Source organism: Halomicrobium sp. HArcht1-1 (assembly GCF_058933285.1).
In genome coordinates, this window is the sequence record NZ_JBZYDL010000001.1 from 479,858 (window position 1) to 504,774 (window position 24,917).

26 protein-coding genes are annotated in these 24,917 nt (G+C 69.3%); 8 read left to right on the top strand and 18 right to left on the bottom strand.

The genetic code is table 11. The features are described 5' to 3' along the window. Positions 1-58: 58 nt before the first annotated feature. Genes AC5FRZ_RS02575 through AC5FRZ_RS02590 form a run of 4 tightly spaced genes read right to left on the bottom strand, consistent with a single transcriptional unit; the run spans position 59 to position 6,283 of the window. Positions 59-1,666, bottom strand: coding sequence for a DUF7519 family protein (locus AC5FRZ_RS02575; RefSeq protein ID WP_493563779.1), 1,608 nt, complete (start codon positions 1,664-1,666; stop codon positions 59-61). Next, a complete protein-coding gene (locus tag AC5FRZ_RS02580; protein ID WP_493563780.1) occupies positions 1,663-3,000 on the bottom strand; it encodes a DUF58 domain-containing protein in 1,338 nt (445 codons plus the stop codon). The genes AC5FRZ_RS02575 and AC5FRZ_RS02580 overlap by 4 nt, the downstream gene beginning before the upstream one ends. Then, positions 2,997-3,623, bottom strand: a complete 627-nt coding sequence (locus AC5FRZ_RS02585) for a DUF7269 family protein (protein WP_372479772.1) — start codon at positions 3,621-3,623, stop codon at positions 2,997-2,999. The genes AC5FRZ_RS02580 and AC5FRZ_RS02585 overlap by 4 nt, the downstream gene beginning before the upstream one ends. Next, positions 3,623-6,283, bottom strand: coding sequence for a transglutaminase TgpA family protein (locus tag AC5FRZ_RS02590; RefSeq protein ID WP_493563781.1), 2,661 nt, complete (start codon positions 6,281-6,283; stop codon positions 3,623-3,625). The genes AC5FRZ_RS02585 and AC5FRZ_RS02590 overlap by 1 nt, the downstream gene beginning before the upstream one ends. A gap of 202 nt (positions 6,284-6,485) precedes the next feature. Between AC5FRZ_RS02590 and AC5FRZ_RS02595 the strand changes: the two genes are divergently transcribed. Beyond that, entirely contained in the window at positions 6,486-7,778 is a 1,293-nt protein-coding gene (locus AC5FRZ_RS02595; protein WP_170093292.1) for an O-acetylhomoserine aminocarboxypropyltransferase/cysteine synthase family protein, read from the top strand. An 89-nt stretch (positions 7,779-7,867) separates the two neighbouring features. Further along, positions 7,868-9,079: a homoserine O-acetyltransferase MetX gene (metX, locus tag AC5FRZ_RS02600; protein WP_372479770.1), complete on the top strand. Its 1,212-nt coding sequence runs from the start codon at positions 7,868-7,870 to the stop codon at positions 9,077-9,079. A 22-nt stretch (positions 9,080-9,101) separates the two neighbouring features. On the opposite strand, the gene AC5FRZ_RS02605 is transcribed toward metX, so the two are convergent. Then, positions 9,102-9,341 carry a hypothetical protein gene (locus AC5FRZ_RS02605; protein WP_170093294.1) on the bottom strand — a complete coding sequence of 80 codons (240 nt, stop codon included), beginning with the start codon at positions 9,339-9,341 and terminating at the stop codon, positions 9,102-9,104. Between the two features lie 132 nt (positions 9,342-9,473). On the opposite strand from AC5FRZ_RS02605, the gene AC5FRZ_RS02610 reads away from it, so the two are divergent. Beyond that, positions 9,474-9,776 carry a DUF7130 family rubredoxin-like protein gene (locus AC5FRZ_RS02610; RefSeq protein WP_493563782.1) on the top strand — a complete coding sequence of 101 codons (303 nt, stop codon included), beginning with the start codon at positions 9,474-9,476 and terminating at the stop codon, positions 9,774-9,776. A 232-nt stretch (positions 9,777-10,008) separates the two neighbouring features. Here the strand turns inward: AC5FRZ_RS02610 and AC5FRZ_RS02615 are convergent, their stop codons facing one another. Beyond that, positions 10,009-10,485 (bottom strand): hypothetical protein, encoded by a 477-nt coding sequence (locus AC5FRZ_RS02615; protein WP_493563783.1) that lies wholly within the window; start codon positions 10,483-10,485, stop codon positions 10,009-10,011. A 77-nt stretch (positions 10,486-10,562) separates the two neighbouring features. Here AC5FRZ_RS02615 and AC5FRZ_RS02620 point away from each other — a divergent pair, with 77 nt between their 5' ends. Further along, the gene (locus tag AC5FRZ_RS02620) at positions 10,563-11,441 is read left to right on the top strand and encodes a ketopantoate reductase family protein (RefSeq protein ID WP_493563784.1); all 879 of its coding nucleotides are present in this window, start codon (positions 10,563-10,565) and stop codon (positions 11,439-11,441) included. A gap of 267 nt (positions 11,442-11,708) precedes the next feature. On the opposite strand, the gene AC5FRZ_RS02625 is transcribed toward AC5FRZ_RS02620, so the two are convergent. The 6 genes from AC5FRZ_RS02625 to AC5FRZ_RS02650 form a co-directional block, all read right to left on the bottom strand. Beyond that, the gene (locus AC5FRZ_RS02625) at positions 11,709-12,740 is read right to left on the bottom strand and encodes a lysylphosphatidylglycerol synthase transmembrane domain-containing protein (RefSeq protein ID WP_493563785.1); all 1,032 of its coding nucleotides are present in this window, start codon (positions 12,738-12,740) and stop codon (positions 11,709-11,711) included. Positions 12,741-12,742: 2 nt separating this feature from the next. Next, positions 12,743-14,263, bottom strand: a complete 1,521-nt coding sequence (locus AC5FRZ_RS02630) for a sulfatase (protein WP_493563786.1) — start codon at positions 14,261-14,263, stop codon at positions 12,743-12,745. Between the two features lie 122 nt (positions 14,264-14,385). Then, a complete protein-coding gene (locus AC5FRZ_RS02635) occupies positions 14,386-15,138 on the bottom strand; it encodes a uroporphyrinogen-III synthase (RefSeq protein WP_493563787.1) in 753 nt (250 codons plus the stop codon). Further along, positions 15,131-15,946, bottom strand: coding sequence for a uroporphyrinogen-III C-methyltransferase (gene cobA, locus AC5FRZ_RS02640; RefSeq protein ID WP_372479761.1), 816 nt, complete (start codon positions 15,944-15,946; stop codon positions 15,131-15,133). The genes AC5FRZ_RS02635 and cobA overlap by 8 nt, the downstream gene beginning before the upstream one ends. Continuing rightward, a complete protein-coding gene (hemC, locus tag AC5FRZ_RS02645; protein ID WP_493563788.1) occupies positions 15,943-17,076 on the bottom strand; it encodes a hydroxymethylbilane synthase in 1,134 nt (377 codons plus the stop codon). The genes cobA and hemC overlap by 4 nt, the downstream gene beginning before the upstream one ends. Positions 17,077-17,161: 85 nt before the next feature. After that, complete coding sequence (locus AC5FRZ_RS02650; protein ID WP_170093306.1) at positions 17,162-17,707, bottom strand: CDP-2,3-bis-(O-geranylgeranyl)-sn-glycerol synthase; 546 nt, start codon at positions 17,705-17,707, stop codon at positions 17,162-17,164. Positions 17,708-17,838: 131 nt separating this feature from the next. On the opposite strand from AC5FRZ_RS02650, the gene AC5FRZ_RS02655 reads away from it, so the two are divergent. Both AC5FRZ_RS02655 and AC5FRZ_RS02660 read left to right on the top strand, forming a co-directional pair. Further along, on the top strand, positions 17,839-18,672 hold the full coding sequence (locus AC5FRZ_RS02655) for a proline dehydrogenase family protein (RefSeq protein WP_208627694.1): 834 nt from the start codon (positions 17,839-17,841) through the stop codon (positions 18,670-18,672). A 63-nt stretch (positions 18,673-18,735) separates the two neighbouring features. Beyond that, a complete protein-coding gene (locus AC5FRZ_RS02660; RefSeq protein ID WP_153552104.1) occupies positions 18,736-19,401 on the top strand; it encodes a DUF502 domain-containing protein in 666 nt (221 codons plus the stop codon). 154 nt (positions 19,402-19,555) lie between these two features. Here AC5FRZ_RS02660 and AC5FRZ_RS02665 read toward each other — a convergent pair whose 3' ends face one another. The 5 genes from AC5FRZ_RS02665 to AC5FRZ_RS02685 all read right to left on the bottom strand — a co-directional run bounded on the left by AC5FRZ_RS02665 (position 19,556) and on the right by AC5FRZ_RS02685 (position 23,147). Then, a complete protein-coding gene (locus AC5FRZ_RS02665; protein ID WP_240937005.1) occupies positions 19,556-20,101 on the bottom strand; it encodes an HD domain-containing protein in 546 nt (181 codons plus the stop codon). A 267-nt stretch (positions 20,102-20,368) separates the two neighbouring features. After that, the gene (locus AC5FRZ_RS02670) at positions 20,369-21,307 is read right to left on the bottom strand and encodes a branched-chain amino acid transaminase (RefSeq protein ID WP_206039123.1); all 939 of its coding nucleotides are present in this window, start codon (positions 21,305-21,307) and stop codon (positions 20,369-20,371) included. Positions 21,308-21,446: 139 nt separating this feature from the next. After that, positions 21,447-21,683: a hypothetical protein gene (locus tag AC5FRZ_RS02675; RefSeq protein WP_372479758.1), complete on the bottom strand. Its 237-nt coding sequence runs from the start codon at positions 21,681-21,683 to the stop codon at positions 21,447-21,449. A gap of 104 nt (positions 21,684-21,787) precedes the next feature. Then, positions 21,788-22,465: a 3,4-dihydroxy-2-butanone-4-phosphate synthase gene (ribB, locus tag AC5FRZ_RS02680; RefSeq protein WP_493563789.1), complete on the bottom strand. Its 678-nt coding sequence runs from the start codon at positions 22,463-22,465 to the stop codon at positions 21,788-21,790. Further along, positions 22,449-23,147 (bottom strand): DUF120 domain-containing protein, encoded by a 699-nt coding sequence (locus AC5FRZ_RS02685; RefSeq protein WP_153552101.1) that lies wholly within the window; start codon positions 23,145-23,147, stop codon positions 22,449-22,451. The genes ribB and AC5FRZ_RS02685 overlap by 17 nt, the downstream gene beginning before the upstream one ends. A 167-nt stretch (positions 23,148-23,314) precedes the next feature. Here AC5FRZ_RS02685 and AC5FRZ_RS02690 point away from each other — a divergent pair, with 167 nt between their 5' ends. Continuing rightward, positions 23,315-23,587, top strand: coding sequence for a DUF7520 family protein (locus AC5FRZ_RS02690; RefSeq protein WP_208627698.1), 273 nt, complete (start codon positions 23,315-23,317; stop codon positions 23,585-23,587). A 127-nt stretch (positions 23,588-23,714) separates the two neighbouring features. On the opposite strand, the gene AC5FRZ_RS02695 is transcribed toward AC5FRZ_RS02690, so the two are convergent. Next, positions 23,715-24,002, bottom strand: a complete 288-nt coding sequence (locus AC5FRZ_RS02695; protein ID WP_170093312.1) for a DUF5789 family protein — start codon at positions 24,000-24,002, stop codon at positions 23,715-23,717. Positions 24,003-24,119: 117 nt separating this feature from the next. On the opposite strand from AC5FRZ_RS02695, the gene AC5FRZ_RS02700 reads away from it, so the two are divergent. Then, on the top strand, positions 24,120-24,905 hold the full coding sequence (locus tag AC5FRZ_RS02700; RefSeq protein WP_493563790.1) for a PHP domain-containing protein: 786 nt from the start codon (positions 24,120-24,122) through the stop codon (positions 24,903-24,905). The last annotated feature ends 12 nt before the right edge of the window (positions 24,906-24,917 follow it).

Genomic DNA, 24,917 nt, shown 5'->3' on the forward strand with positions numbered 1-24,917 from the left:
GGCAAACGGCGACAACAATCCGTCTGATGGGGCCGACCTCGCCGTTCTCCACTGTCCGTCAGCGCAGTGCGACCAGCAACGCCAACAGCCCAGCGACGGCGACGACCAGGCCCGCGACGACGGCCCCGTCGGCGACGGTGACCGCGCCGACGGCGGCGTCGGTCACGGCCACGGCGACGGCGACGCCGACCCCGCCGACGGCCAGCGTTCCGGTCGTGTGGACCAGTTCTGCCCGGCGGGTGTCGGCCCGCTGTCCGATCTCTTCTCCCAGCGTCGTCCCGAACTCGCCCACGTCCCAGACGAGGACGGCGGCGACGAGGCTTCCAAACAGCAGCGCCGTCGGCACGCCGACGACGCCCGCGAACGCCGCGACTTCGAAGAGTGCGGCGCTGGCGATCCCGACGCCGGCAGTGCGGTCGTCGAGGTACTTCGTGAGCAAGACGAGCCACAGACACATCGCCACGACCGCGGCGACCAGCAACACGAAGCCGACGCCGGTCAGGACGATCGGGACCGGGCCGTAGAAGTCGACGACGGAGCCGGACAGCTCGCGAAACTGCGGGCCGAACTCGCCGGGCAGCGTCGCCGCGACCCAGCCGCGAGCCGCCGACAGGACCGGGCCGGCGACGAGGGCGGCCGCGACGAGCACCCCGCTCCCGGCCGCGAAGGGCGCGACCGCGGCCCCGATCCGGTCGGCGGAGGTCTGGGCGGTCCGCCGGAGCAACGCGACGGCGACCAGCGTCGCGACACAGACGACGATCACGCGCCACGCGAGCCTGCGAGCCGGCGGCGCGGTCGTCACTGCGACCAACAGGTCGAACACCGGCGGCGTCACCACCGACTGGAGTCGCTCGGGCGGGAACACGTAGTCGGTGAAGAACCCGACAGGGACGCCGAACCCGGCGAGGACGGCCGCCCGGAGCAGCCACGACCGGGCGCTCGCGACGGCGCGCTCGACTGCCGGGTCGGTCGTGAGTTCGGTCAGCGGCAGGGCACCGACGGTCCGTCGGACGACGAGGAACGTGGCCGCGACGAGCAACAGGAACGTCGTCACGCTGGGTCGGACCGCCGGGGGCTCGAAGACGATCGTCGTGGTCGTCCGGAGCACGTCGCCGAGGACGGCCCCGACACCCGGTGCGTCGCGGGTGGCTTCGAGATACCGGAGGGCCTCGCTGGCGACGAGGACCAGTCCCACACCGAGCGGCGGTATCGTCGTCTTCAGCGACGCCTCGGCGGTCCGCCTGGCCGTGTCCCGATCGAGGACGTGTCCGATCGCCACGCTCGCGCCGAAGACGGCCGCGGCTGCCCCGACGACGACCATCGCGCGGGCCGACAGATCGACGACGGTCGCCGGCAGCCGGGACAGCGACTCGACGGGGAAGAAAACGCCCGCCAGGACGATGACGGTCCCGACCGTCGCAGCGACGACGCCGAGCCCGATCGGGAGCGCGAGCAGGCTGGTCAGGACGGTCCCCAGCGTCCGGTGGCGTTCCCAGCCGGCGGTCCAGACCGCCAGTGCGAGCGCGACCGCGCCGGCCCCGCCGAGCGCGGCTGGCACCGCGACGCCGATCGCTCGCACGAGCACCGTCGCTGTCAGCAGCGTGACGAACACGACCAGCCCCGTGCTCGCCGTCGTCGGCCGCCAGTCCGTTCGATCGTCGATCATCGGTTGAACAGCTCCGCGAGCGAGGCCCGCATGGCGATGTCGATCGGTTCGTCGAGGTCCCAGTCGATCAGCGTCGCCCCGCTCAGCTCCACCGACTGGAGGCGCAGCCGGCGTTCGAGCGCGACGACGGTCTGGGCCGGTCCCTCGCCGCGAGTGACGTCGGGACTGACGACGGTCGTCGGGTAGCTCCGCGCCCGGAGGCTCGTGATCAGTTCCGTCGGCCAGTCGTCGAGCAGCGGCGAGAAGACGACGACCTGGGCCGTTGGCGGGAGGCGAGCGAGCAGGGTCTCCACGTCGGGGACGGTCCGATCCGTCGCGGTCTCGGCCCCCGCCTGCTCGCCGCCGTCGGGGGCGACGCTGTCGCGCGTGGCCGCCGACTGGACGCCGTCGAACAGACGACTCGCCTGCGGGCTCTCGACGCCGCCGTCGGGGTCGGCCCAGGCCAGTCCGTCCGGACCGAGCCCGCCCACGAGGTCCTCGTCGGCGAGCCCGACGGCAGTGATGCTGGCGACGACACTCGATCTGGACAGGGCATCGAGCAGGCGCTCGGCGGCGTAGGCAGACAGCTCGGCACCCGTCGGATATCCCGCTTCCGGCGTCACCCGCGTCGGGGGGCGTGCGTCGACGACGAGCACGGTGCGGACGGCCTGCTCCTCGCGGTACTCGACGGTCGTCAGTTCGCCGGTCTTGGCGAAGCGCCGCCAGTCGATCCGCGCGACTGGATCGCCCGACTGGTAGTCGCGGGTCGCGTGAAACTCCAGCCCGCTCCCGCCGCTGTCGGTCGGGAGCGTGCCGGCGCGGGGCAGCGTCGCGTCGGCAAGCGGTGCCTCGGCGACCACGTTGGCACAGGTCAGGGCGGTGTCGCCGGCCGCGGCGACCGTCGCCGTCGCGATCTCTGTGGCCGCCAGCGGCCGGATCCGAACGACGGGATCGTCGAAGGCGTAGGTCCCCCGCTTCGAGCGGACGGCGTACTCGACGGTCGTCGACTCGCCGGGCCGCAGCGAGCGACAGGCCCGCGGCGAGCCCGAGACGACGGTCAGTTCGGCGGGGACGCCGTCGACGATCCGCACGTCGGTCAGGGTCCGCCGGCCGGTGTTCTCGACGGTCAGGGTCACGTCGACCGGATCGCCCGGCGTCGGTGCCGCGGCGGCCACGGTCCGGTCGGCGTCGAGGTTGGCTCCCGACGGGACGCGCGAGAGCGCCCCGACCAGCACGTAGGCGAGGGGGATCGCCGCCCCCGCGAAGAGGGCCGGTTCGGCGGCCAGGAGACCGACGCTCAGTAGCGTCACCGTCCCCGCGAGCGGGACGCCCCAGCGTCGGACCCGGTCGGTCACGGCCACCCCTCCGTGAGTCCGCGCGTGGCGCTGACCGTGCGGTGCAGTCGGCGTCGGCGCTCGGCCGCCGGATCGAGCCAGAGTCTGAGACGCGACCACAGCGAGTGCGACGGGCCGTCGTCGCCCGAGAGGACGGCCGCGGCGGTCCGGTCGTCGGTCCAGTCACCGCGCTCGACCGCTCGCCGGGCGGCCTCGGGGCCACAGCCGGCCGTCTGTGCGTAGGCCGCCGTCGCCGTCTCGCGAAACCGCTCGCGGACGGCGTCGAGCGCCTCGTCCTCGCCCGCGATGGCGTCGTCGATCGTCGCCGCCAGCGCCGCGCCGGTCCGACGCTGGCGTGCCGTCGTGACGGCCTCGGGCGGTTCCGCGGTCGCAGCGTCGAACGCGTCTCCGCCCTCGCCATCGCGGCTCGGCAGCGTCGCCGACCGGGCGGCGACGAGCAGGTAGAGCCCGGCGAGGAGGCTGCCCCCCAGCAACAGCTGGCGCGCGTTCGCCGCCTCGCCGAGGGTCACGAGCGGAGCGACGGGCGCGACCGACAGCAGCGTCTCGGGAGCGAACAACAGTCCGGCGGCCAACAGCGTCGCGACCGTCCCGACGACTCCGAACAGGACGACTCGGACCCGCATCAGTCGGCCACCTCCGGCTGTCCCTCGGGCGCGTCGCCGTCGGCGTCGTCGGCGCGCTCGACGGCGTCGTCGATCGCCGCCAGGGCCGCGTCCACGGCCGGCACCCGTTCGGTGGGTTCGCGCTGGCCGTACTCGACGGCCCGGAAGGCGTCGACGATCGTCCAGACCGCGTCAGCCGGGAGGTCGTCGACCTCGACGGCGTGGGCCGCGATCGCCTCGGGCGTCCGGCGCTCCGGCCGGGCCACGGAGACGTGCCCGAGGAACTGCGACCACCCCTCTCTGATCGTCGCGTGGGCGTCGTCGGACCCGGCGTCACCGTCGCCGGCTGGAGCCAGCGACTCGAAGCGGGCGGTCACCGTCGACTGGACGCCGCCCGACCGGTCCGCGAGCCAGCGCCGGAGCGCAACCAGCAGCGCAGTCGGCGAGACGCGACCGGCGACGAGCGCGCGCAGGTGGTCGACGGTCAGCGCCGCCCGTCGGTAGAGCCGCCGGATCGCGCGATCGAGCAGCGAGCCGATCCCCACCAGCGCGACGACGACCAACTGTCCGCTCCGGGCGAGCGCCGCCCCGATCCGTCGGGGCGTGACTCCGTAGCGGCGAGCCAGCGCGACCGCGGCGACGACGGCGACGAGGAGGGCGGTCACGACCGCCGCCAGGTTTGCGTACAGTCCCTCCAGGGCGGTCCGGCGAGACTGGCCGTACTGCGAGACCGCGACGGTCGCGCTGTCTGCCAGCGGCAGCGAGACCGTCGTCGTCCCGTCGACGCCGGTCGTCCCGATCCGTTCGCCGTCCAGCGCGACGGTCGCGCCGGCCGTCGGTTCGCCCGCCACGGTCGCGTTGACCCGGGCGTCGGTCAGCGGGAGCGCCAGCGGTGCCGTCGGCTCGACGCTCACGTTCAGCCGCCCGAGCGTGAGCGTCCGAGTGCCCTCGACGGCACCGCGACGCACTGCCAGGGTCGTCTCGCCGGGCTCGTCCGGCAGGCGCACGGTCGCCCGGCCCCGGTCGTCGGTCGTCGCGACCTGCTCGCCCCCCAGTGTCACCGCCGCCCGCTGGAGCGCCTCGCCGTCGACGAGCGCGACCACCGACACCTCGCTGCCGGTGGTGAGATCGCCGCTCACGGCGATCGCCGCGGTCGTGTTCAGATCGAAGGTCTCGGTGTCGTGGGTCGCGGGACCGGCCGGCCGGAAGAGCCGCCCGTTCTCGCGGCTCGGCGCGCCGTAGACGACCACCCGCTCGTCGGCGGTGCCGGCGATCGTCACGTTGAGCGTCGCAGCGTAGGGGACGGTGGCGGTCACGTTCCCGTCCGTGGCGGTGGCACCGACCGGCTCCCCGTTGAACAGGACCTGCGCGCCCATCACCGGAACGCCGTCTTCGGTGACGGTCACGGTCACCGGCACGCCGGGGACGGCCGTCCGGTTCAGCGACACGTCGTAGCCGCCGTCTGCGGTGTCGTCCTGCTCGGTCGGCGTGGCTGTCGCCGTGTCCGTCGGCGTCGGCGTGTCGGTCGGGGACTGGTCCGTCGGAGCCGGTGTCGGTGTCGCCGTGGCCGGCTCGTCCAGCGCGGCCTGCTCCTGCTGGCGGCGCTCGTCGCCCGGCGTGGCGTCGAAGCGGACCCAGCCCACGTCGGGGAAGTACACCTCCGTCCAGGCGTGGGCGTTCATCCCTCGGACGGTGTAGCTGTTCTCGCCGACCTGCTCGCCGGTGGAGTAGCCGACGACGTAGCGGGCGGGAATGTCCTGACTGCGCAGCATCGCGACCATCGACGTGGCGAAGTACTCGCAGTATCCCGACTCCATGTCGAAGACGAACTGCGTCGCGACGCCGGCCTCCCGTTCGGGATCGTGGCTGGCGTTCAGCGAATAGGCCTTGTTCGATTCGAGCCACCGCTCGATCGTGCGAGCGGTCTCGTAGGGATCGTCGGCGTCGGCCGTCAGCTCGTCGGTGAACGCTCCGAGGCGGGCCTCGCTGTCGGCCGGGAGCTGGGTGTACCGGTCCTCGATCGCCGCCGGATACTCCCGGCCGGCCTGGCTCAGTACGGCCGGATCGTCGGCCGGGCGCTGACTGACACCGGTGTAGGTGGTCCCCTGCGGGACGGCCCCGTCGGCCGTGATCGCACCGTTCTCGGTGACCGAGACGCCCGGCCGAGAGATCTGGGTCGGCCGCCAGACGGTCGGGAGCGACGCGGCGCTCCGTTCGAGGGTCACCTCGTAGGTGACGCGGCCGTCGCGAGCGCCCTCGACGGGCAGTTCGCCCTCGACCGGCGTCGTCCCGCCGCGTCGCTCCCAGCCCGCGCCCGTGTACTCGCCGTAGGCACCCGTCCGCCAGTAGCTTGCCTGCGTGCTCTGGACCCGGAAGTGGACTTCGTCGCTCTGTGATCGCAGGGCCGACTCGCCGCCAAGCGACCCGCCAACGTCGGTGCTGTCGCCGGGACTCAGCGCGCCGAGCCCGCCGCCACCGCCAGAGCCGCTGCCTCCCGACCCACCCCGGACCTCCTCGGGGATCGGGACCAGCGACGAGGCTGGCGTGTCGGTACCTGCCGGCGACAGCGCCGGCACCGCGGTCGTCGCCACCACGAGCGCGAGCAGCGTGACTACCACGAGCGCGACCCGCGAGTAGTCGCGCGTGCCGCCGACCTCGAAGAGAGAGTCGTCATCTGCCATGGCTCGTCGATGTGGGACGACCGGCCGGAACGTGACTGAAGATGGACGTACGTCAGTCGTGACGCGATATAAGCTTTGACCAGACGAGACGGTCGCTGGATGGGCGGTCGACCGCCGACAGCGACCTGCCAGCGGGCGACGCACCTGCGAGTTTTGCCGTAACTGGTGGTTATAGATGGCTAGAGCAATATGCGTGTTGTACATGACTGACGACACCCAGGGGTTCGGGACGCGCTGTGTCCACGCCGGCCAGGAGGAGCCCGATCCGGCGACGGGCGCGCGTGCGCCACCGATCTACCAGACCACGTCGTACGTGTTCGAGGACGCCGACACCGCCGCCCAGCGGTACGCTCTCGACGACACCGGCAACGTCTACTCGCGGTTCGACAACCCGACGGTGTCGATGCTGGAGCGGCGCATCGCCTCGCTGGAGAACGGCACTGCGGCGGTGGCCACGGGCTCGGGGATGGCCGCGCTGGACGCCGGTACGTCGATCCTCGCGAGCGCGGGCGACAACGTCGTCACGGCCGCCTCGATCTACGGGGGGACTCACTCCTATCTGGCCAACATGGGACCGCGCCGCGGCATCGAGACGCGCTTCGTCGACACGCTGGACCCACAGGCCTACGCCGACGCCATCGACGACGACACCGCCTACGTCCACTTCGAGACCATCGGGAACCCCTCGCTCGTGACGCCACCGATGGAAGAGATCGCCGAGGTCGCTCACGACCGTGGCGTCCCCGTCTTCGTCGACAACACCTTCGGCACGCCGTACCTCTGTAACCCGCTGGATCACGGCGTCGACCTCGTCTGGGAGTCGACGACCAAGTGGATCCACGGCTCGGGGACGACCGTCGGCGGCGTGCTGGTCGACGGCGGCTCGTTCCCGTGGGCGGAGTACCCCGAGAAGTTCCCGGAGCTCGGGGCTCCCAATCCGGCCTTCGACGGGATCACCTTCGCCGAGCGCTTCGAGGGCGAGGCGTTCGCACACGCGGTCCGCCAGCGCGCCGTTCGCTCGCTGGGCGACGGCCAGAAGCCCTTCGACGCCTGGGCTACCCTCCAGGGGTGTGAGACGCTCAAGCTCCGGATGCAACAGCACTGCGAGTCGGCGATGGCCGTCGCCGAACACCTCCGAGACCACCCCGAGGTGGCGTGGGTCACCTACCCCGGACTCGAAGATCACGAGACCCACGACAACGCGAGCCGGTACCTCGACGGCGGCTACGGCGGCATCGTCACCTTCGGCCTGGAGGGGGGCTACGACGCCGGCCGCGAGGTGTGCGAGCGGACCGATCTCGCGCAGTTCCTCGCCAACATCGGCGACGCCAAGACGCTCGTGATCCATCCCGCGAGTACGACCCACGCACAGCTCAGCGAGGACGAGCAGCGGGCCAGCGGCGTCACGCCGGACCTGATCCGCTGTAGCGTCGGCATCGAGGACACCGAGGACGTCGTCGCCGACCTCGACCGGGCCATCGCGGAGGCGAGCTAAATGGTTCGAGACCAACGAGAAGACCGTCTACGGCACAGCACCACGGCAATCGGGTCCCCGTTTCGAACGACGACAGTGAGGGCCACAGCATGGACGTAGACCACCAGACCCTCTCGCTGGGCGAGTTCGAGTTCGCCTGTGGCGAGACGATCCCCGAACTCGAAGTCGCGTACGAGACCTACGGCGAGTTCGACGGCGACAACGCGGTCCTCGTCTGTCACGCGCTCACCGGCAGCGCACACGTCGCCGGCCGCGGTCGCTTCGAAGACTCCGATCAGGCCTTCGCCTGGTGGGACAACATCGTCGGTCCGGGCAAAGCCATCGACACGACCGAGTACTACGTGGTCTGCGTGAACGACCCCGGCTCCTGTTACGGCACGTCCGGGCCGGCCTCGACGAACCCCGAGACCGGCGAGCCCTACGGGACGGCGTTCCCGCCGGTGACCGTCGGCGACTGGACGGAGGCCCAGCGGGCCGTGCTGGACGAACTCGGGGTGCCCCACCTCCACGCGGTCGTCGGCGGCAGCGTCGGCGGCATGAACGCGCTGGACTGGGTCAAGCGCCACCCCGACCACGTCGAGCGCGTCGTCGCCATCGCCACCGCCGCGCGACTCGACCCGCAGTGTCTCGCGCTGGACGGGATCGCACGCCGGGCGATCACGACCGACGACGACTGGAACGGTGGAGACTACTACGGCGACGACCGCCCGGACCCAGACGAGGGGCTGGCGCTGGCCCGCGAACTCGGCCACGTGATGTACCTCTCGAAGGCGACGATGGAGCAGCGCTTCGGCCGGCGGGCCGCCACGAGAGAGTACGAGCGGGCCTTCCCGACGGATCCGGCGGGCCGGTTCTTCCCCTACCGGGACGTGGAGTCGTACCTCGATCACAACGCCACGAAGTTCGTCGACCGCTTCGACGCGAACAGCTACCTCTACCTGACCCGAGCGATGGACAACTACGACCTCTCGTCGGGCTTCGAGTCCGACGCGGACGCCGTCGCCGCCTTCGACGGCGAGGCGTTGCTGATGTCCTTTACCGGCGACTGGCACTTCACCACAGAACAGTCCGAAGAGCTGGCCGACGCGTTCCGCGAGACCGACACTGCGACCGCACACCACGTGGTCGACTCCGACTACGGCCACGACGCCTTCCTCGTCGAGCCCGACCGCGTCGGCCCGCCCGTCGCCGACTTCCTCGCCGACGGCGTCGGCGGCAGCGCCGTCTCCGACACCACCGACGACGACGACGGCGACGACGGTCCCGACCACGCCCCGGTCCACACCAGCCTCTTTTCCTGATACGGCCGCCGTCGGCGGTGCGTTACGCGTCCTCGTCGGTACCCGCCCCGGCGAGCAAGGCGAAGACGATCACGAGCGGCGCGACGACCGACGCGACCAGCATCGGGAGGTAGTCGGTGATCGGTTCTCCAGTGATCACAGACTTGAGGACGTACCCGAGCGCGAACGCCGCGATCAGGAGCAACACGAGGGCGACGCCCCGTCGCTCTCTGTCGGCGGAGAGCCTGTCGACAGATGTCGAGAGATCGTTCTCGATCTCCATATCGACCGCATGCTCCCAGCAGGGTATAAATTCCCGCGTGTTTCTCTCGACGAAGCCACCGAGCACGGTAGCGTTCGACCACCTGTTTTCCCAGTGACCTTTATTGCCGTGTGGTGTGAACTGTGTTACACAATGCCAGAGATGCCAGACGCGGCCAGCGACATGGGACTGGGCTTCGGAGAGACCGTCTACGACGAGGACGGCCAGCGACTCGGGACGATCCGCGGGTTCGACGAGCGGGGGTTCTACGTCACGCTCGAAGGCGGCATGGCCGCCATGTCGATCGAACACGTCCGCGCGGGTGAGTCCGGAGAGGCCGAACTGATGTGGCGGTGCTGGGCGTGTGGCGCGATGGGCGAGATCGAGGACATCCCCGAGGAGTGCCCCGACTGCGGTGCGCCAAAGGAGGACATCTACTACTGGACTGAGGACTGATTTGCCCAGCGAGCGCGGCCGTGCGCGAGCAGCGAATCAGTCCGAGTGATACTGCTGGCTGTCACTGTTGCAAGATATGTGCGACCACGGGGTCGCAACATTCGTGACAGACGGACAGCCGGCAGTATGAGGGCGAGCGAGATTCGGAGCGAGCGAAGCGAGTGAGAATCTCGGGGCAGACGAACGGCGACCACGGGGAGCCAGCGCCCGGCCGACGGCGGCCTGTCCTCCGCTACGAGACGACTTCGAGTCGCTCTCGCAGCGACGACGGCAGCGACGACTCGACGGCCTCGATCGCCTCGTCGGGCACGGCGAACGTGAACCGTTCGTCGCGTCGCGTGACGAGCGCGAGTCCGTCGTCGTCCCGAACCACCAGCGTCCGGATCTCCGGAGACACGTCTGCGAGCGCGTCGAACGTGCCATCGGTCAGCGGCACCGTCCCGCTGGTCTCCTCGTGGCCGACCGCCACGTCGGAGTGGGCGGCCAGATCGGCCAGCGCGTGACGGATGTGGTCGCGGTCGTCCCGCCGACCGGTCCCCACGCGGACGGTGGCCGTGGCCGGTGATCGCGGACTCTCGTCGAGTACCGTCGCCAGCACGTCCAGCGGGGCGTCGTCGTCCGTCGCGGGCGTCTGGAGACGGTACTGCGGCGTCTCGGCCGGCCACTCGGCGTCGGCGAGGGGATCGTCTGAAGCGGATCCGTCGGTCATACTCGTCGTTGGCGACGGCGCGGCAAGTGGGTGGTGATCCCCGTCGCGTTTTTCAGCACCCGCGACGGAGTGGGCGCATGGACGTCGTCGTCTTCGGCGCGGGGAGCCTCGGCAGCCTGATCGGCGGGCTGCTGGCACGCAGCCACGACGTGACCCTGGTCGGGCGCGAGCCACACGTCGGAGCGGTCGAGCGATCGGGGCTGACGATCGAGGGCGCGATCGAAGCGCACGTGGGACCGGCCGCGGGGGCGACGCCGCCCGCCGCGGCAGACCTCGCCGTCGTGACGGTCACGGCCGGTGACACCGACGCGGCCGCCGCGGCGCTTTCTGATACGGCACTCGACGCCTGTCTCTCGCTGCAGAACGGCATGGGCAACGAGGCGACGCTCGCCCAGCGACTGGACTGTCCCGTCCTCGCGGGCACCTGTACCTACGGCGCACGCCTGACCGAGCCCGGCGTGGCCGCGTGTACCGGCGTCGGCGAGGTCGTGCTGGGGCCCCGCGAGGGCGGCCACTCCGCGCCGGCCGACCGCGTTGGGGCGGCGTTTACCGACGCCGGTGTCGAGACCACCGTCGCCGACGACATGCCGCGACGGCTCTGGGAGAAGCTGGCGGTCAACGCCGGGATCAACGCCACGACGGCGCTGGCCCGCGTCCCCAACGGCGCGCTCGTCGACGGCCCGGCCCGGCGCGTCGCCGAGCGCGCTGCACGGGAAACGGCGGCCGTGGCGCGCGAACACGGCGTCGATCTGTCGGACGACCGGGCCGCCGAGACGATGGCGCAGGTGGCCACGGGCACCGCCGCGAACCACTCCTCGATGTTGCAGGACGTGGCGGACGGACGACAGACCGAAATCGACGCGATCAACGGCTACGTCGTGGCGCAGTCCAGGGACGTGACGGTGCCGGTCAACGAGACGCTGACCGCACTCGTGCGAGCGTGGGAATCGGGCTAGTCCCGGTCGCGAGGCAGCGCCGAGCGACCGGCTTTTTCGCCCACGTTTTTGCAAGGGGGTCCCCGCAGCGCCGCGAGGATACCCCCGCAGGAAAAAGGTGGATCGACGCGATCAACGGCTACGTTGTGGCGCAGTCCAGGGACGCGGCGGTGCCGGTCAACGAGACGCTGACCGCACTCGTCCGAGCGTGGGAATCGGGCTAGTCCCGGTCGCGAGGCAGTGGCGAGCGAGGGATCTGGGGGCACATCGCGGTGGTGGCGCACGGCCCTAGCTCCGCCGGAGCACGAACACCGCCGCCGCGCCGCCCACGAGGAGCGCGAAGACGTAGCTCGCGACCCGGTAGAGAATCGAGATGGCGGTCGCCCCGTCGCTGGCGATCGGCGTGAGCGCGACGATCAGCACCACCAGGAACGCCTCGACCGCGCCCGAGCCTCCCGGCGAGGGCGCGAGCCCGCCCAGCGTGCTCGCGGGGACGATGAAGAAGACGAGCAAGAGCGGGATCGCAGCGTCGCCGACGGCCATCCCGACGAAGTACAGCGGGAGCGCGAAGAAGATCCAGCCGACGTACGAGTAGCCAAGCGCCCGCACGAGCGCTCTCCGATCCGTCGCGATCCGCTGGAAGGCCTCGTCCAGTTCCGCGAGGCGGCTCTGGAGCCCGTCGACGGTCAGGCGCGGCAGGAGTCGGACGATCGGTACCACGACTCTGGCACCGACTCGTCCCAGCGACAGCCGGTAGCGCCAGCCGACCGCCGCGAGCACCGGGACCCCGAGTGCGATGGCGAACAGCGCCACAGCGAGTGGTTCCAGCACTGCCGGCAGCGACGACTGGTAGAGCAGGGCCGCGAACCCCACCCCGGAGAAGGTGACGAACGGAAAGAGGTTCAGCAGGTCCGCGGTGACGACCGAGGCCAGCGCGTCCTCGTAGCTGGCGTCCGTGTCTCGCGAGAGCACGTAGGCGATGAAGGGCTCGCCGCCGGCCTGGCCCAGCGGCGTCACGTAGTTGGCGAACGTCGCGGCGTAGTAGGTCACGACCAGTCGGCGAAACGACTCGCGGACGCCGGCCACGTCCAGGACGATCTGCCAGGCTTTCCCCCAGAACGTGAGACAGAGCAGCGTCGAGAGACAGCCCATCGCCAGCCAGCGCAGGTCCGCCGTCGCCAGCCGATCGAGGACGTTTCGCGTCCCGACGAAGTCGACCAGTACGAAGAGGACGAGCCCGGCGACGGCGAATCCCAGGACGGTCTGGACGACTGTCCGACGGTCGAACAGGCCACCGATCCCGCCTGCGTCGTCGCTCACGATCAGTCGATGTAGCCCAGGTCTTTCAGGCGATCCTTCGCGTCGTCGTCCATCGAGTCCAGCACCTCGCCGTCGGTGCCGTCGGCCTCGTCGGGCCAGTCGGCGTCGACGCGGTCGACGAAGTCGCGCAGTTCCGCTTCGAGGTCGGCCAGCAGTTCGTCGTCGTCGCCCACGCGGTCCTCGGTCTCGCCGGGGTCGCTGTCGATCCGGTAGGCCTCGTCCGGGATGCGCGTACAGTGGATGTACTTGCCCTCTGGCGAACGGGCCGCCCCCATCCGAGAGTAGAACCGCGACGCTGTCTCCAGGGAGATGCCGGCCGCGCTGGCTTTCCCCTCCAGCTGGCGGAGCTCGACGACCGGCTGGTGGTACTCGACGAAGCCCACGTCACCGCGGGGGCCGTGTGCGCCCGCACCGCTCGGGGCCTCCCCGGCGAACTCGCGATACTCCGTCGAGAGCAGGGAGCGAGCGGAATCGAGCGAGACGCCGTCGCCAGCGACGCCGGTCGCGTCCAGCACGGCGTGATACAGGTCGACGAGTTCGACGACCGTCTCGTCGTCGCGTTCGGGCTCAATCTCGGGGTGTTTGACCATGCAGGGGACGTTCACCAGCGGATCGTAGATGCAGAACTCGTGGCCGTAGAGGTCGTGCTCGCCGTGGAGTTCGCCGTGGTCGGCCACTACGACGACCATCGTCTCTTCCCACTGATCGGTCTCCTTGAGGTGGGTAAAGAGCCGGTCGAGCTGGTCGTCGATGTGGCGGATCTCGGCGTCGTACAGCCCCTCGATGTCGTCCCACTCCGCGTCGTCGATGTCGCGAGCGCCGCAGTTGAACTCCTTGGAGTTCTGGCACACTTCGGTGGAGTCGACGCCGGGAGCGAACTGCTCGACGTACTCCTCGGGCGGGTGGTAGGGGAGGTGGGCGTCCATCAGGTTGATGAACGTGAAGAAGTTCTCCGAGTCGTCGATAAAGTCCATCGTCTTGTCGATCACGGCGGGGGTCTTCGTGTCGCCCCCGCCCTCGGAGGCGAAGTACTCGTGGAACTTGTTGCCCAGCTGAACCATCCGATCGGCGACCCCCCGCAGGGTGTCGCTGTCGTTCATCGTCTTCCAGATCCGGGCCAGCGGTCCCGAGAGCAGTTCGCTGGGCATGATCTGGAAGAAGTTGTCGTGGTCGTCGAACCCCGCAGTGAGGTTCGTGTAGGGCGTGATCCAGGCGTTCGAGGAGTAACAGGCCGTGTCGTAGCCGGCCGAAGATAGCGACTCGGCCAGCGTAGTCGCCCCGTCGAGATAGGGGTCCTCCTGTGTGGCCTCGTGTTCGGAGGGGTACAGCCCCGTAAACAGGGAGGCGTGGACCGGCAGAGTCCAGGGGGCCGGCGCGACGGCGTGTTCGAAGACCGCCGCTTCCTCGGCGAACGCCTCCAGGGTCGGGGTCGTCGGCTCGTCGTACCCGTACGCCGAGAGGTGGTCCTTGCGGACCGTATCGAGCACGACGAAGAGCACGTTCGTCCCGTCCGCACCAGTCATACTGAGTACGGCATCGTCCACGAGTTTAAAGACCGCGTTTCGCGGCTCTGGGTGGGTTCCCAGCGATCCGGTCGCCCGACCCTCTGCTCGTCCCGTTTACTGTAACGTCACAGCCGACAGTGTCACTCGTGGTGACTCGGCGCGGCCGCCTCGACCGCCGTCGTCGCCAGCGTCTCGAAGTCTGCGGTGTCGGGGACGACGTCGACGTCGATGCCCGCGTCCGTGGCCGTCTCACGGGTCGGTTCGCCGATCGCGCCGACGACGGCGTCGTTCAGTCCCTCGATCGCTTCCCCTCGGAGTCCCCGCTCGTCGGCGGCCGCGAGGAAGTGCCGGACGGTCAACGAGGAGGTGAACAGCGCGGCGTCGAGGTCGCCGGCCGCCGCACGCTCTGTCGACGCTCCGGCCCCCTCGGGCCGGACGAGCCGGTAGAGAACCGTCTCGTGGACGTACGCGCCGGCCGCTTCCAGTCCGTCGGTCAGGACCGCCGAGCCGTGATCCGAGCGCGCTACCTCGACGCGTGCGCCGTCGACATCGTCTTTCAGCGCGGCGACCAGGCCACTCGATGAGTACTCCTCGGGCACCAGATCGACCGCGTAGCCGGCGTCTTCGAGTACGTCTGCGGTGGGCCGGCCGATCGCACAGACGGTCGCGTCGCCGGGGTCCCACCCGGCCTCTGTGGCCAGCTCGACGCCGGTCTTGCTCGTGAGGACGACGTAGTCCGCGTCGGATCGGGGCCGCGCCCCGGTCGCCTCGACGGCGAGCATCGGGTCCGGGACCGGGTCCGCACCGAGCGACTCCAGCAACGCGACGGCCTGGGTGGTCCGCTCGTCGTCGGGGCGGAACACGGCGACGCTGAGCCGTGGCTCCTCACGCATCGTCGGCACCTCCGTCGCCCGCCGAGTCGTCCGCTGTTCCGACGAGGAACTCAAGCACCGCCGCCCGCGTCGCCGCCACGTCGCCGATGACGGTGATCGCTGGCGGCTCGATACCGGCCGCGTCGCGGGCGTCGACGATACTGTCGAGGGTGCCCGTCGCGACCTGCTGGCCGGGCCAGGTCGCCCGTTCGATCAACGCGACCGGGGTCTCGGGGTCCATGCCGGCCTCACGGAGCGCGGCCGTGTACTCTGGCAGCTTGCCGACGCCCATCAGGACGACGATGGTGCCGCCGGTCGCGGCGAGTGCCTCCCAGTCGACGGCCGACTCCGACTTCGTGGGGTCTTCGTGGCCGGTGACGAACGACACCGACGACGCGTGATCGCGGTGGGTGACGGGGATGCCGGCGGCCGCCGGACCGGCGACGGCCGACGTGATGCCGGGGACGATCTCGACCGGAACGCCGTGCTGTGCGAGGTGGACGAGCTCCTCGCCGCCGCGGCCAAACACCGTGGGATCGCCGCCCTTGAGCCGCACCACGTCCTTGCCCTCGCGGGCCAGCTCCACGAGGCGACGGTTCGTGTACTCCTGGGGCGTCCACTCGCCGCCCGCGCGCTTGCCCACGTCCTCGCGTTTCGCCTCGGGGATCATGCCGATGATCTCCGGGCCGGGGAGCTTGTCGTGTAGCACCACGTCGGCCGCTTCGAGCAGCCGCTTTGCCTTCACCGTCAGCAGCTCCGGATCGCCGGGACCAGAGCCGACGAGATAGACCGTGCCGGTCGCCTCGTCGTCGCCCGTCTCGTCGCTCATTCGTCGCCGGCTCCCTGGGCCGTCGCCGCGTCGCCGCCCTCGCCCGCTCGCTTGGCCTGCTCGATCAGGTCGGCCGCGCCCTGTTGGGCCAGGTCGGCGGCGAACGCTCGCGCGTCGTCGACGTGGCGATCCGCCGAGAGGTCACGCGTGGCGGTGACCTCCTGCTCGCCCGCCTGGTCGAGGACGCGCACGGTCGTCCGGATCACGCTGCCCTGCAAGATCGCGTGGACGCCAAGCGGTGCGACACATCCCCCGCCCAGCTCGTCGAGGACGGTCCGCTCGACGGTCGTCTCCGCTCGCGAGCGCGGGTGATCGAGGGCGTCGTTGAGCTCCTGTGCGAACTCCCCGTCGGTCGCGGTGACCGCCAGCGCGCCCTGGCCGGGCGCGGGGACGAACGTCCCGGTCGGGAGCGACTGGTACTCGACGTGGTGGAGCAGCCCGGCCCGTTCCAGACCTGCGCGAGCGAGGACGACGGCGTCGTACGCCGTCTCGACCTCGCGGCCCAGCGCCTGGCGCTCGATCTCAGTGAGCCCGTCGAACCACGTCTCCACGTCTTGCTCGTAGGGAAATTCGTACTCCTCGTCGTCGACGCTCTCCTTTCGCTCTTTCTCGGCCTCGCTGCGCTCCTCGTGTTCGGCCTGGAGGGTCGGCGCGAGCAGCTTCTCGATGCGCGTGTCGACGTTGCCACGAAGCGGCTGCACGTCGAGATCCGGCCGCTCGGCCAGCAGCTGGGCCTTTCGACGGAGGCTCGACGTGCCGACGGTCGCGCCGTCGGGCAGCTCCTCGACGGTGGCTCCGTCCGGCGTCACCAGCACGTCGTCGGGCGACTCCCGCTGGGGAACGCCAGCGACGACCAGCTCGTCGGGCTGTTCGGTCGGCACGTCTTTCATCGAGTGGACGGCGGCGTCGACCTCACCTTCGACGACCTGTTCGTCGAGGCTGCGGACGAACGCGCCGGTCTTGCCAAGCCGGTGGATCAGTTCGTCGCGAATCTGGTCGCCGGTCGTCTCTACTTCGACGATCTCGACCGTGTACCCCCGTGATTCGAGCGTCTCGGTGACGGTCGCGGCCTGACGCAGGGCCAGGTCCGAACCCCGCGTCGCCAGCCGCACCGTCGTCGCTGTCGTCATACACGGTGGTCGTCGGCCAGCGTAGAAAAGCCCACCACTTTCGTCGCTCTCGGCGAACACGCCCCGTGAGATCCCGGCCCACCGATCACCACGGCTCGTCTTTCAGCCCCAGCGCGTACGCGATGCCGTTGGTGACGACGTGCAAGAGCGGCGTGATCACGACGACTGCGACCAGTACGGGCGGCCTGAACGTCGCCAGCGCCCACTCCGGTGCGAACAGCGTCGCCAGCGCGAGCGCTCCGACGACGAAATCGAGCTGGTCGAGCCCCGGAAACGCCGCCCCGCGTTCGCGACCGGTGCGACGCTTGAGGAACGAAGCGCCGATGTCGCCGACCATCGCGCCGAGTGCCAGCCCCAGGCCGGCCACCACCGGGAACGGGTCGGCGACGACCCCCAGCGTCGCGGCGACCGGCTCGTAGACGGCGTTGAGCGCCAGCGCCAGCGCCGTCCCCGCGAGCGTGCCGGCAGCGGTCCCGCGCCAGGTCTTCCCGTCGCCCAGGAGCCGTCGGTCCCCCCACGTCCGTCCCCCGTCGATCGGCCGTCCCCCTCCGGCGAGGACGGCCGCGTTGTTGGGGACGTACGCCGGTAGCATCGCCCACAGCGCCGTCGCCACGATCGCGAGTACGTCCATGTCGCGGTGCTGTCCCGCGGGCGGCTTAACGTCGGCGACTCCCTGCGGCACCTGCCTGGGCGGGTGCCGTGGTGCGGAACAGATCGCCTCGGTGACAAACCTCATAGGGAGGCGGGTCGTACCACCGGACGATGATTCCGCCACTGGCGCGGCGGTTCGTCGCGGGTGAGACGACCGCCGGAGCGCTGGAGCACGCGCGACAGTGCAACGAGGAGGGAATCGGCGTCATCCTGAACCAGCTGGGTGAACACTACGATCGTCGCGAACCGGCCGCAGAAGCCACGGCGACCTACGAGGCCCTCGTCGAGGAGATCGATCTGGCAGGTCTGGATGCGTGCCTCTCGATCAAGCCGTCGCAACTGGGCCTCGATGTGAGCGAGGCGCTCTTCCAGTCGAACCTCGACAGCGTCGTCACGCACGCCGCCGACCGCGACGTGTTCGTCTGGATCGACATGGAAGACCACACGACGACGGACGCGACGCTCGACGCCTTCGAACGGCTCGCCCGTCAGACCGACGGCGGCGTCGGCGTCTGCGTGCAGGCGAACCTCCGACGGACGCCCGACGACCTCGAACGGCTGGCCGACCTGCCGGGGAAGATCCGGCTCGTCAAGGGCGCGTACGATCCACCGCAGTCGGTCGCACTCCAGGACAAGGCCGAGATCGATCAGGCCTACCGCGACCAGTTGCGATACCTCTTCGAGCACTTCCGGGGCGAGGTCGCCGTCGGCAGCCACGACCCGGAGATGATCGACCTCGCCGCGTCACTACACGAGGAGTACGGCACTCCGTACGAGGTCCAGATGCTGATGGGCGTTCGCGACGACGCCCAGCGCTCGCTGGCGACGGACTCCGAGGTCTGGCAGTACGCTCCCTACGGCGGCGAGTGGCTCGCCTACTTCTATCGACGGGTCGCAGAGCGGAAGGAAAACGCGTTGTTCGCCCTGCGGGCGATACTCTCTTAGCTGGCAGCTGTCTGACAGAGACGAAGGGAAGGGCTGATAACGGGGGAGGGCTACGGACTTGACATGGCCTCGGCGACGTGGAAACGTGACTTCGCGAGCGGGCTGATCATCCTGCTCCCCCTGTTGGTGACGGTCTACGTACTCGCCTACCTCTACGGTATTCTGGCCTCGTTACCGCTCGCGAACGTCATCACTCCCGAGCGGCTCGCTCCGCTGCTCAATATTCCGGAGGAGCACCATCTGATGACACAGCTGGTGACGTTCGTCCGCGTGCTCACCACGCTCGCGGTCTTCGTGCTCCTCGTGTTCTCGATCGGCTATCTGATGCGGACTGCTTTTGGCGACGTGATCGAACAGGCTCTCGACGACATGATGAACCAGGTCCCCGGCCTCCGCGTGGTGTACAACGCCTCGAAGATGGCCGTCGAGACGGCCGTCTCGGGGGCCGACGAACTCCAGACGCCGGTGAAACTCGAAGTGTGGGACGGGCTGCGGATGACGGCGTTCAAGACCGGCCAACAGACCGAGGACGGCCGAGACGTACTGTTCTTGCCGACCGCACCGAACATCACGACCGGCTACGTCATCGAAGTCGAGCCCGACGCCTACGAGGAGACCGACGAGCGCGTCGAGGACGCGCTGACGCGGATCCTCTCGGCCGGCTTCGGCGACGCCGAGGAGAACCACACGCAGGTCCCGGCCGGACTCGTCGACGCCGACGACGACTAGACTACTACCTTTTTCGACTGCAGGTGCGCCTTCGCGCACCGCTTGTCGAAACACGTGGGCGAAAAAGGCCGGAATCGGGCGACCTGCCGGGTCCTTCGGACCGCTCCGTCGCCCGGATGCTTGTGGCGGTGAGCATCGAGAGAGCAGGGTCGTCCTACGCCTCGCCGTGCCACTCCGCCAGAAACCGTTCGAAGAACGTTTCGAGGAACGCGTGTCGTTCCTCGGCTAATTGCTGTGCTGGATCCGTATGGAGTTCGTTCTGCAAACGAAGCAGTTTGTCTTCGAAATGGTATATCTGCGAATAGTCCTCTCCGTCGGGATCCCAGAGCGGTGTCCCGTGGACGCCCCCGAATGCGAACGTCCGTGCGACACCGACAGCACCCATCGCATCGAGATTGTCGGCGTCGCGCAGTATTTTTGCTTCGATCGTCTCCGGTTCGGGGTCTTCATCCCGAAATTCGAGGTCGTCGTGTACTGCGACACAGTGCTGTACAGCACCAGTTCGTTCGTCGCCGATGCCTGTTCCCTCAAGCATCTCTTCGATCACGGACAGGGTTTCTTCTGGGTCACAACCGGTCCCATCTCCCAGTACCCGATGGAGATCGTGGACGAGTGCTGCACAGCCGACCACTTCGCTGTCAGCGTCTAACTCGTCAGCAAACCGCTGTGCGAGCCGAAATACGCGCCAGACGTGGTGCATGTCGTGCCCGGAAGCGTCCGCCGACAGGTGTTCCCGCACGTTCGCTGCGACGGTGGGAAAGGGATCGTCCCGGTGTCGAGGACCGCCGGGATGTTCGCCTCTCGTGGGTGGAGGATTCGACAACATCTTCGTTCGCTTGCGTGTCGATCGCACCCGAGGAGTGATACAATTTCCGTCGTTGCGACGGTCTCGTTCGAGCTGTGCAAAACATCGAAACGGTGTCGTCGAGTGTGTCAGCGTCAACACCGCACGTGATCGATCCGGCCTTCAGACGTACTTGAACCAGTCGTCGTACTGCTCGGGTGGCTCTTCGAGGATGTCGAAGAAGCGCGTCTGGATCTCGTCGGTGACCGGCCCTTTCGTTCCGGCACCGATCTCGTTGTCGTCGACGCTGCGGATCGGCGTCACCTCCGCGGCGGTGCCGGTGAAGAACAGTTCGTCGGCGGCGTACAGCTCGCCCCGCGAGATCGTCGCGTCGTCGTGGACAGTGTAGCCCATATCTTCGGCGATCGTGATGACGCTCCGTCGGGTGATGCCGTCGAGGATCGACTCCGCCAGGCCGGTGGTGTAGATTTCGCCGTCGCGCACGAGGAAGATGTTCTCGCCCGGCCCCTCGGCGACGTTGCCCTCCTTGTTGAGGACGATCGCTTCGCCGTAGTCGTTGCCCTTGGCCTCGAGCGAGGCGAGGACGCTGTTGACGTAGGCACCGGTCGTCTTCGCGCTGGTCGGGATCTGGCTGGAGGCGTGCTTGCGCCACGAGGAGATCGCCGTGTCGATTCCCTCTTCGAGTGCTTCCTCGCCGAGGTAGGCCCCCCACGGCCAGACGCCGATGGCGGTCTCGACGGGCGACTCGCTCGGGTTCAGCCCCAGCGGGCCGTAGCCGTAGAACGCGATCGGGCGGATGTAACACGACTCCAGCCCCTCGCGGCGGATCAACTCGACGGTCGCCTCGGTGAGTTCCTCGGGCTCGAAGGGAATCTCGATGTCGTAGACCTTCGCCGACTCGTACAGTCGGTCGAGGTGCTCCTCCCAGCGGAAGATCGCCGGGCCGTCGTCGGTGTCGTAGCAGCGCACGCCCTCGAAGACGCCGGTGCCGTAGTGCAGCGCGTGGGCCAGCACGTGGACCTGTGCGTCCTCGAAGTCGACGAACTCGCCGTCCTGCCAGATCTCGTCGACGCCCTCGAACATCTCCGGGCGCTCGCTCATCGAGCCGTCCCCCCGCGTGTGGTCTGTCCCTCGCGATACTGTCCACGCATCGTCTCAGCGACGTACATACCGGGCCATTGCAGGCCATCGTTAAGAGTGTTGACGATGTGTGTGTCTCCCTGTCGTGCCAGACGACGCGTCAGCGCGCCGCGCCGGTCGCGTCGAGATCGATCGTCGCGAGCGCGACCCCGGCGAAGACGACGCCGAGGAACTGCACCGTCGTCCACAGCAGGGACGCGACGGTCTCTCCCGCGAAGAACTCGACCGGTGCCGTCAGGACGGTGAGGACGAACGGTCCCAGCCCCGTGCCGAGACAGAATCCGACGACGACCAGCAGCTTTCGCTCGTTCGGGACCATCCGGCGGCTTTCGGCCATATCCGTAGCTGGTCGGGGTGTCGACTCAAACCTGTCGCTTCCCTCTCACGACAGTCGTCCGTGAAACGCGTCGACGCTCGGACACAGTGACGGCGAACGGCGACTTACGACGACGCTCCCAGTCGCTCGACGAGTGCGCTCCCCTCGACGTAGGCGAGTCCCTCGCGCTCGGCGTAGGCACGCGCGGCGGCCGGCGAAAGCGCCCCGCCCGTCTCGTCGTCGAGCATCTCACAGACCACGACCGCGGGCGGCTGGTCGGCCGCCGCGGCGACGGCCAGCCCGAGTTCGGTGTGGCCCAGCCGGTCGGAAAGCAGGTCCGGCGCACCGCGCAGCAGCGTCACGTGGCCCGGCGAGCGGAACTCGTCGGCGAAGGCCGTTCCGCCGGGGTCGGCGGCGGCCCCCGCGAGTTCGGTGATCGTCAGCGCGCGGTCCTCGTCGGTGATGCCGGTGTGGGTGTCCCGATGATTGACCGTCAGCGAGAACGAGGATCGCTCGTCGTACGCGAGGTCGTGGCCGTCGGCGCTGGGGTGGGTCAGTTGCTCCTGCATGAACGGCAGGCCGAACGTCTCGGCGACCGCATCCGAGAGCGCGACACAGACCAGCCCGCCAGCGTCGTTGCGCAGGCGTGCGACGGCCCCTGGCGTGACCGCTCCGGCCGGGTAGACGAGGTCGACCTCGCCCTCGCGGTCGGCCGCGTCGTGGATCAAGATCGGCTGGCCACGTGCGAACGCCGCGATGGCGTCGTCGGCACCCGTCGCTGCCTGCTCACTGCTCCGAGACATGGACAGTCACCTCGTCACCGTCGGCCAGGCCGACCACGTCGCGCAGTTTCTCCGGGGCGATCACTTCCAGTTGGCTCTCGCCGTGGTGGGTTCGCTCGGGGGCGATGACGTGGGCGGGCTCGTACTCGCTGTCCCCGGCGACGACGGAGGCCGGATAGCAGTACGCCGGTCCGTACGTTCGCTCGTCGTCTTCCCATCCCTCGATCGTGACCGGCTCGAAGGCGCTCAGCCGCGCGCGCTTGCGGACGCTCTCGTCGACGAGATCGACGTTGAGCGTTCCGGCGAAGGGCTCGTAGCCGAGCTTGTCGATGAACTGCTCCATGTACCCCGGCAGCGTGATGTAGTGTCGCCCCTCGCCCATGCCGGAGGTGACGATCCCGCCCAGATCGACGCCGACGGCCCCCTCGAAGATCCGCCGGTAGTCGGCGTACTCCCGCTGGAGGGCCCGCTCGCCGACTTCGCTGATCCGGATGAGCTGTCCGTCGCCGACGATGTCCCGATCGATCATCTCCGCTTCCTCCAGCCGCTGGAGCCGCCGCGAGGCGGTCTGGTTGGAGGCGTCCAGCCGGTCGGCGAGCGCCGAACAGGACTCCTTTCGCTCGCCCTCGATCGCGCCGTCGAGCGCCAGCAACTTCAGCGTCGCCAGCTCGTCGTGGCCGACGGCCCGCGTTGTCTCTGCCATAGCCGTCGGTTGGCGCTATCGCGGGAAAAGGATAACGAATGTGGCATTCGTCACAGTTCTGGAACGGAAGGCAACGGGACCGGCGTTGTCCTCGCCCGTTCCCGGTAGCCACTTGCCCGTCGAGTCGTTACGACCAGTATCGCCGTCGAGCAGGCGGCCACACTACCATGAACGAAACGGATTCGACCACGTCGGGGCGGCGCGTCGTCGGCTGGGTGTTCGTCGCGGCGCTGGCACTCGGCGTGGGCTTCGGTGCCTTCGTCGGTCTCGTGATCAGCAACGACGCCGCCGTCCCAGTCGGTCTCTTCGGCGTCCAGTTTCGGCCCACGCCACTCAACATGGCCAGCTACGGCGGCGGTGCAGTACTCGTGTTGTCCGGGATCTTCTACGCCGTCATGCGCTACACCCGCCGGTACGACGACGAGATCGAGTCGGCCTGATACTGTCGGCTGTAGCTTCGTGAAGGGGTTCGTCACCGTCAGAGCGGGCGCTGCTTCACTGCGTTCAGCAGAACCACGGTTTTGCGAGCGGGATCGCCGTCGGCGACCCCCGCAGTAAAACGGTGGTCTAGAACGAGACCTGATCCGGGCCGTCCTCGCCCATCGCGATCGGATCGCGGTCGGAGTAGCCCTTTCGACCGATGCCCTTCTGGCTGACGGCGCTGTAGGCCGCCAGTCTGGCCTCGTTCTCGGTGTCGTAGGTCTCTTCGGTCAGGCGGCCCAGAACGTCGGCGACCGTCTCCGAGCCGTTGGGCAACTCCAGCGTCAGGTGGCCGTGGGCCTCGATCAGGTCGGTCGTCGTCGCGGGGTAGCTCTGTGCGGTGAACATCTCGTCTGCGCTGTCGAACATTCGCATGGCTCTGGAAAGTTAATGAACGATAATAAACCTTCATTATTAATAATTAATACACTCCTTAATGTGTATAAGGACCACGACCCGAAGTGGCTTGGGCTCCGGCGGCCAGGCTCCGGTATGACTGTCGCGGACCTCCACGTCCACACGCAGCGCTCGGACGGGACGCTGTCCCTCGACGAGGTGCCGGCGGCCGCACGGCGTGGCGGCCTCGACGCCGTCGCGGTGACCGACCACGACCGACTCTCGTCCGACCTCGACGCCCCTGTGACGACACGCGAGGGCGTCACGGTCGTCCACGGGATCGAGCTCCGGGTCGACGCCGGCCAGCAGCGCCTCGACCTGCTCGGCTACGGTGTCTCGCCGACGGACGCGCTGGTCGCCGAGTGCGAGCGCATCCAGCGAAACCGGGCCGAACGGGGGGCCGCCATCGTCGACTGCGTCGAGGAGCGCCTGTCCGTCTCGTTGCCGATCGAACCGCGGCCCGGACTGGGTCGGCCACACATTGCACGTGCGATCGCGGAAGTCAGCGACTACGACGTCGACGGTGCCTTTGCCCACCTCATCGGCGACGACTGTCCGTGTTACGTCCCCCGAGCGGTCCCCGCTTTCGAGCGAGGCCGGGCGTTGCTGACCGAGGCCTGCGGGCTGGTGGGGCTGGCACATCCGCTGCGCTACGACGACCCCGAGAGCGCGCTCGCGCTCTGTGACACGCTCGACGCCGTCGAACGCCCCTACCCCTACGCCGACGAGCCCGATCTGTCGGCCGTCGACCGGGCCATCGAGCGCCACGACCTGCTGGTGACCGGCGGGAGCGACGCGCACGACGACCGACTGGGCCTGGCCGGTCTGGACAGCGCCCAGTGGGAGCGCGTCCGGGACGCCCTGGACGTGTCGCCGGAGTGACCGGCGAACGGA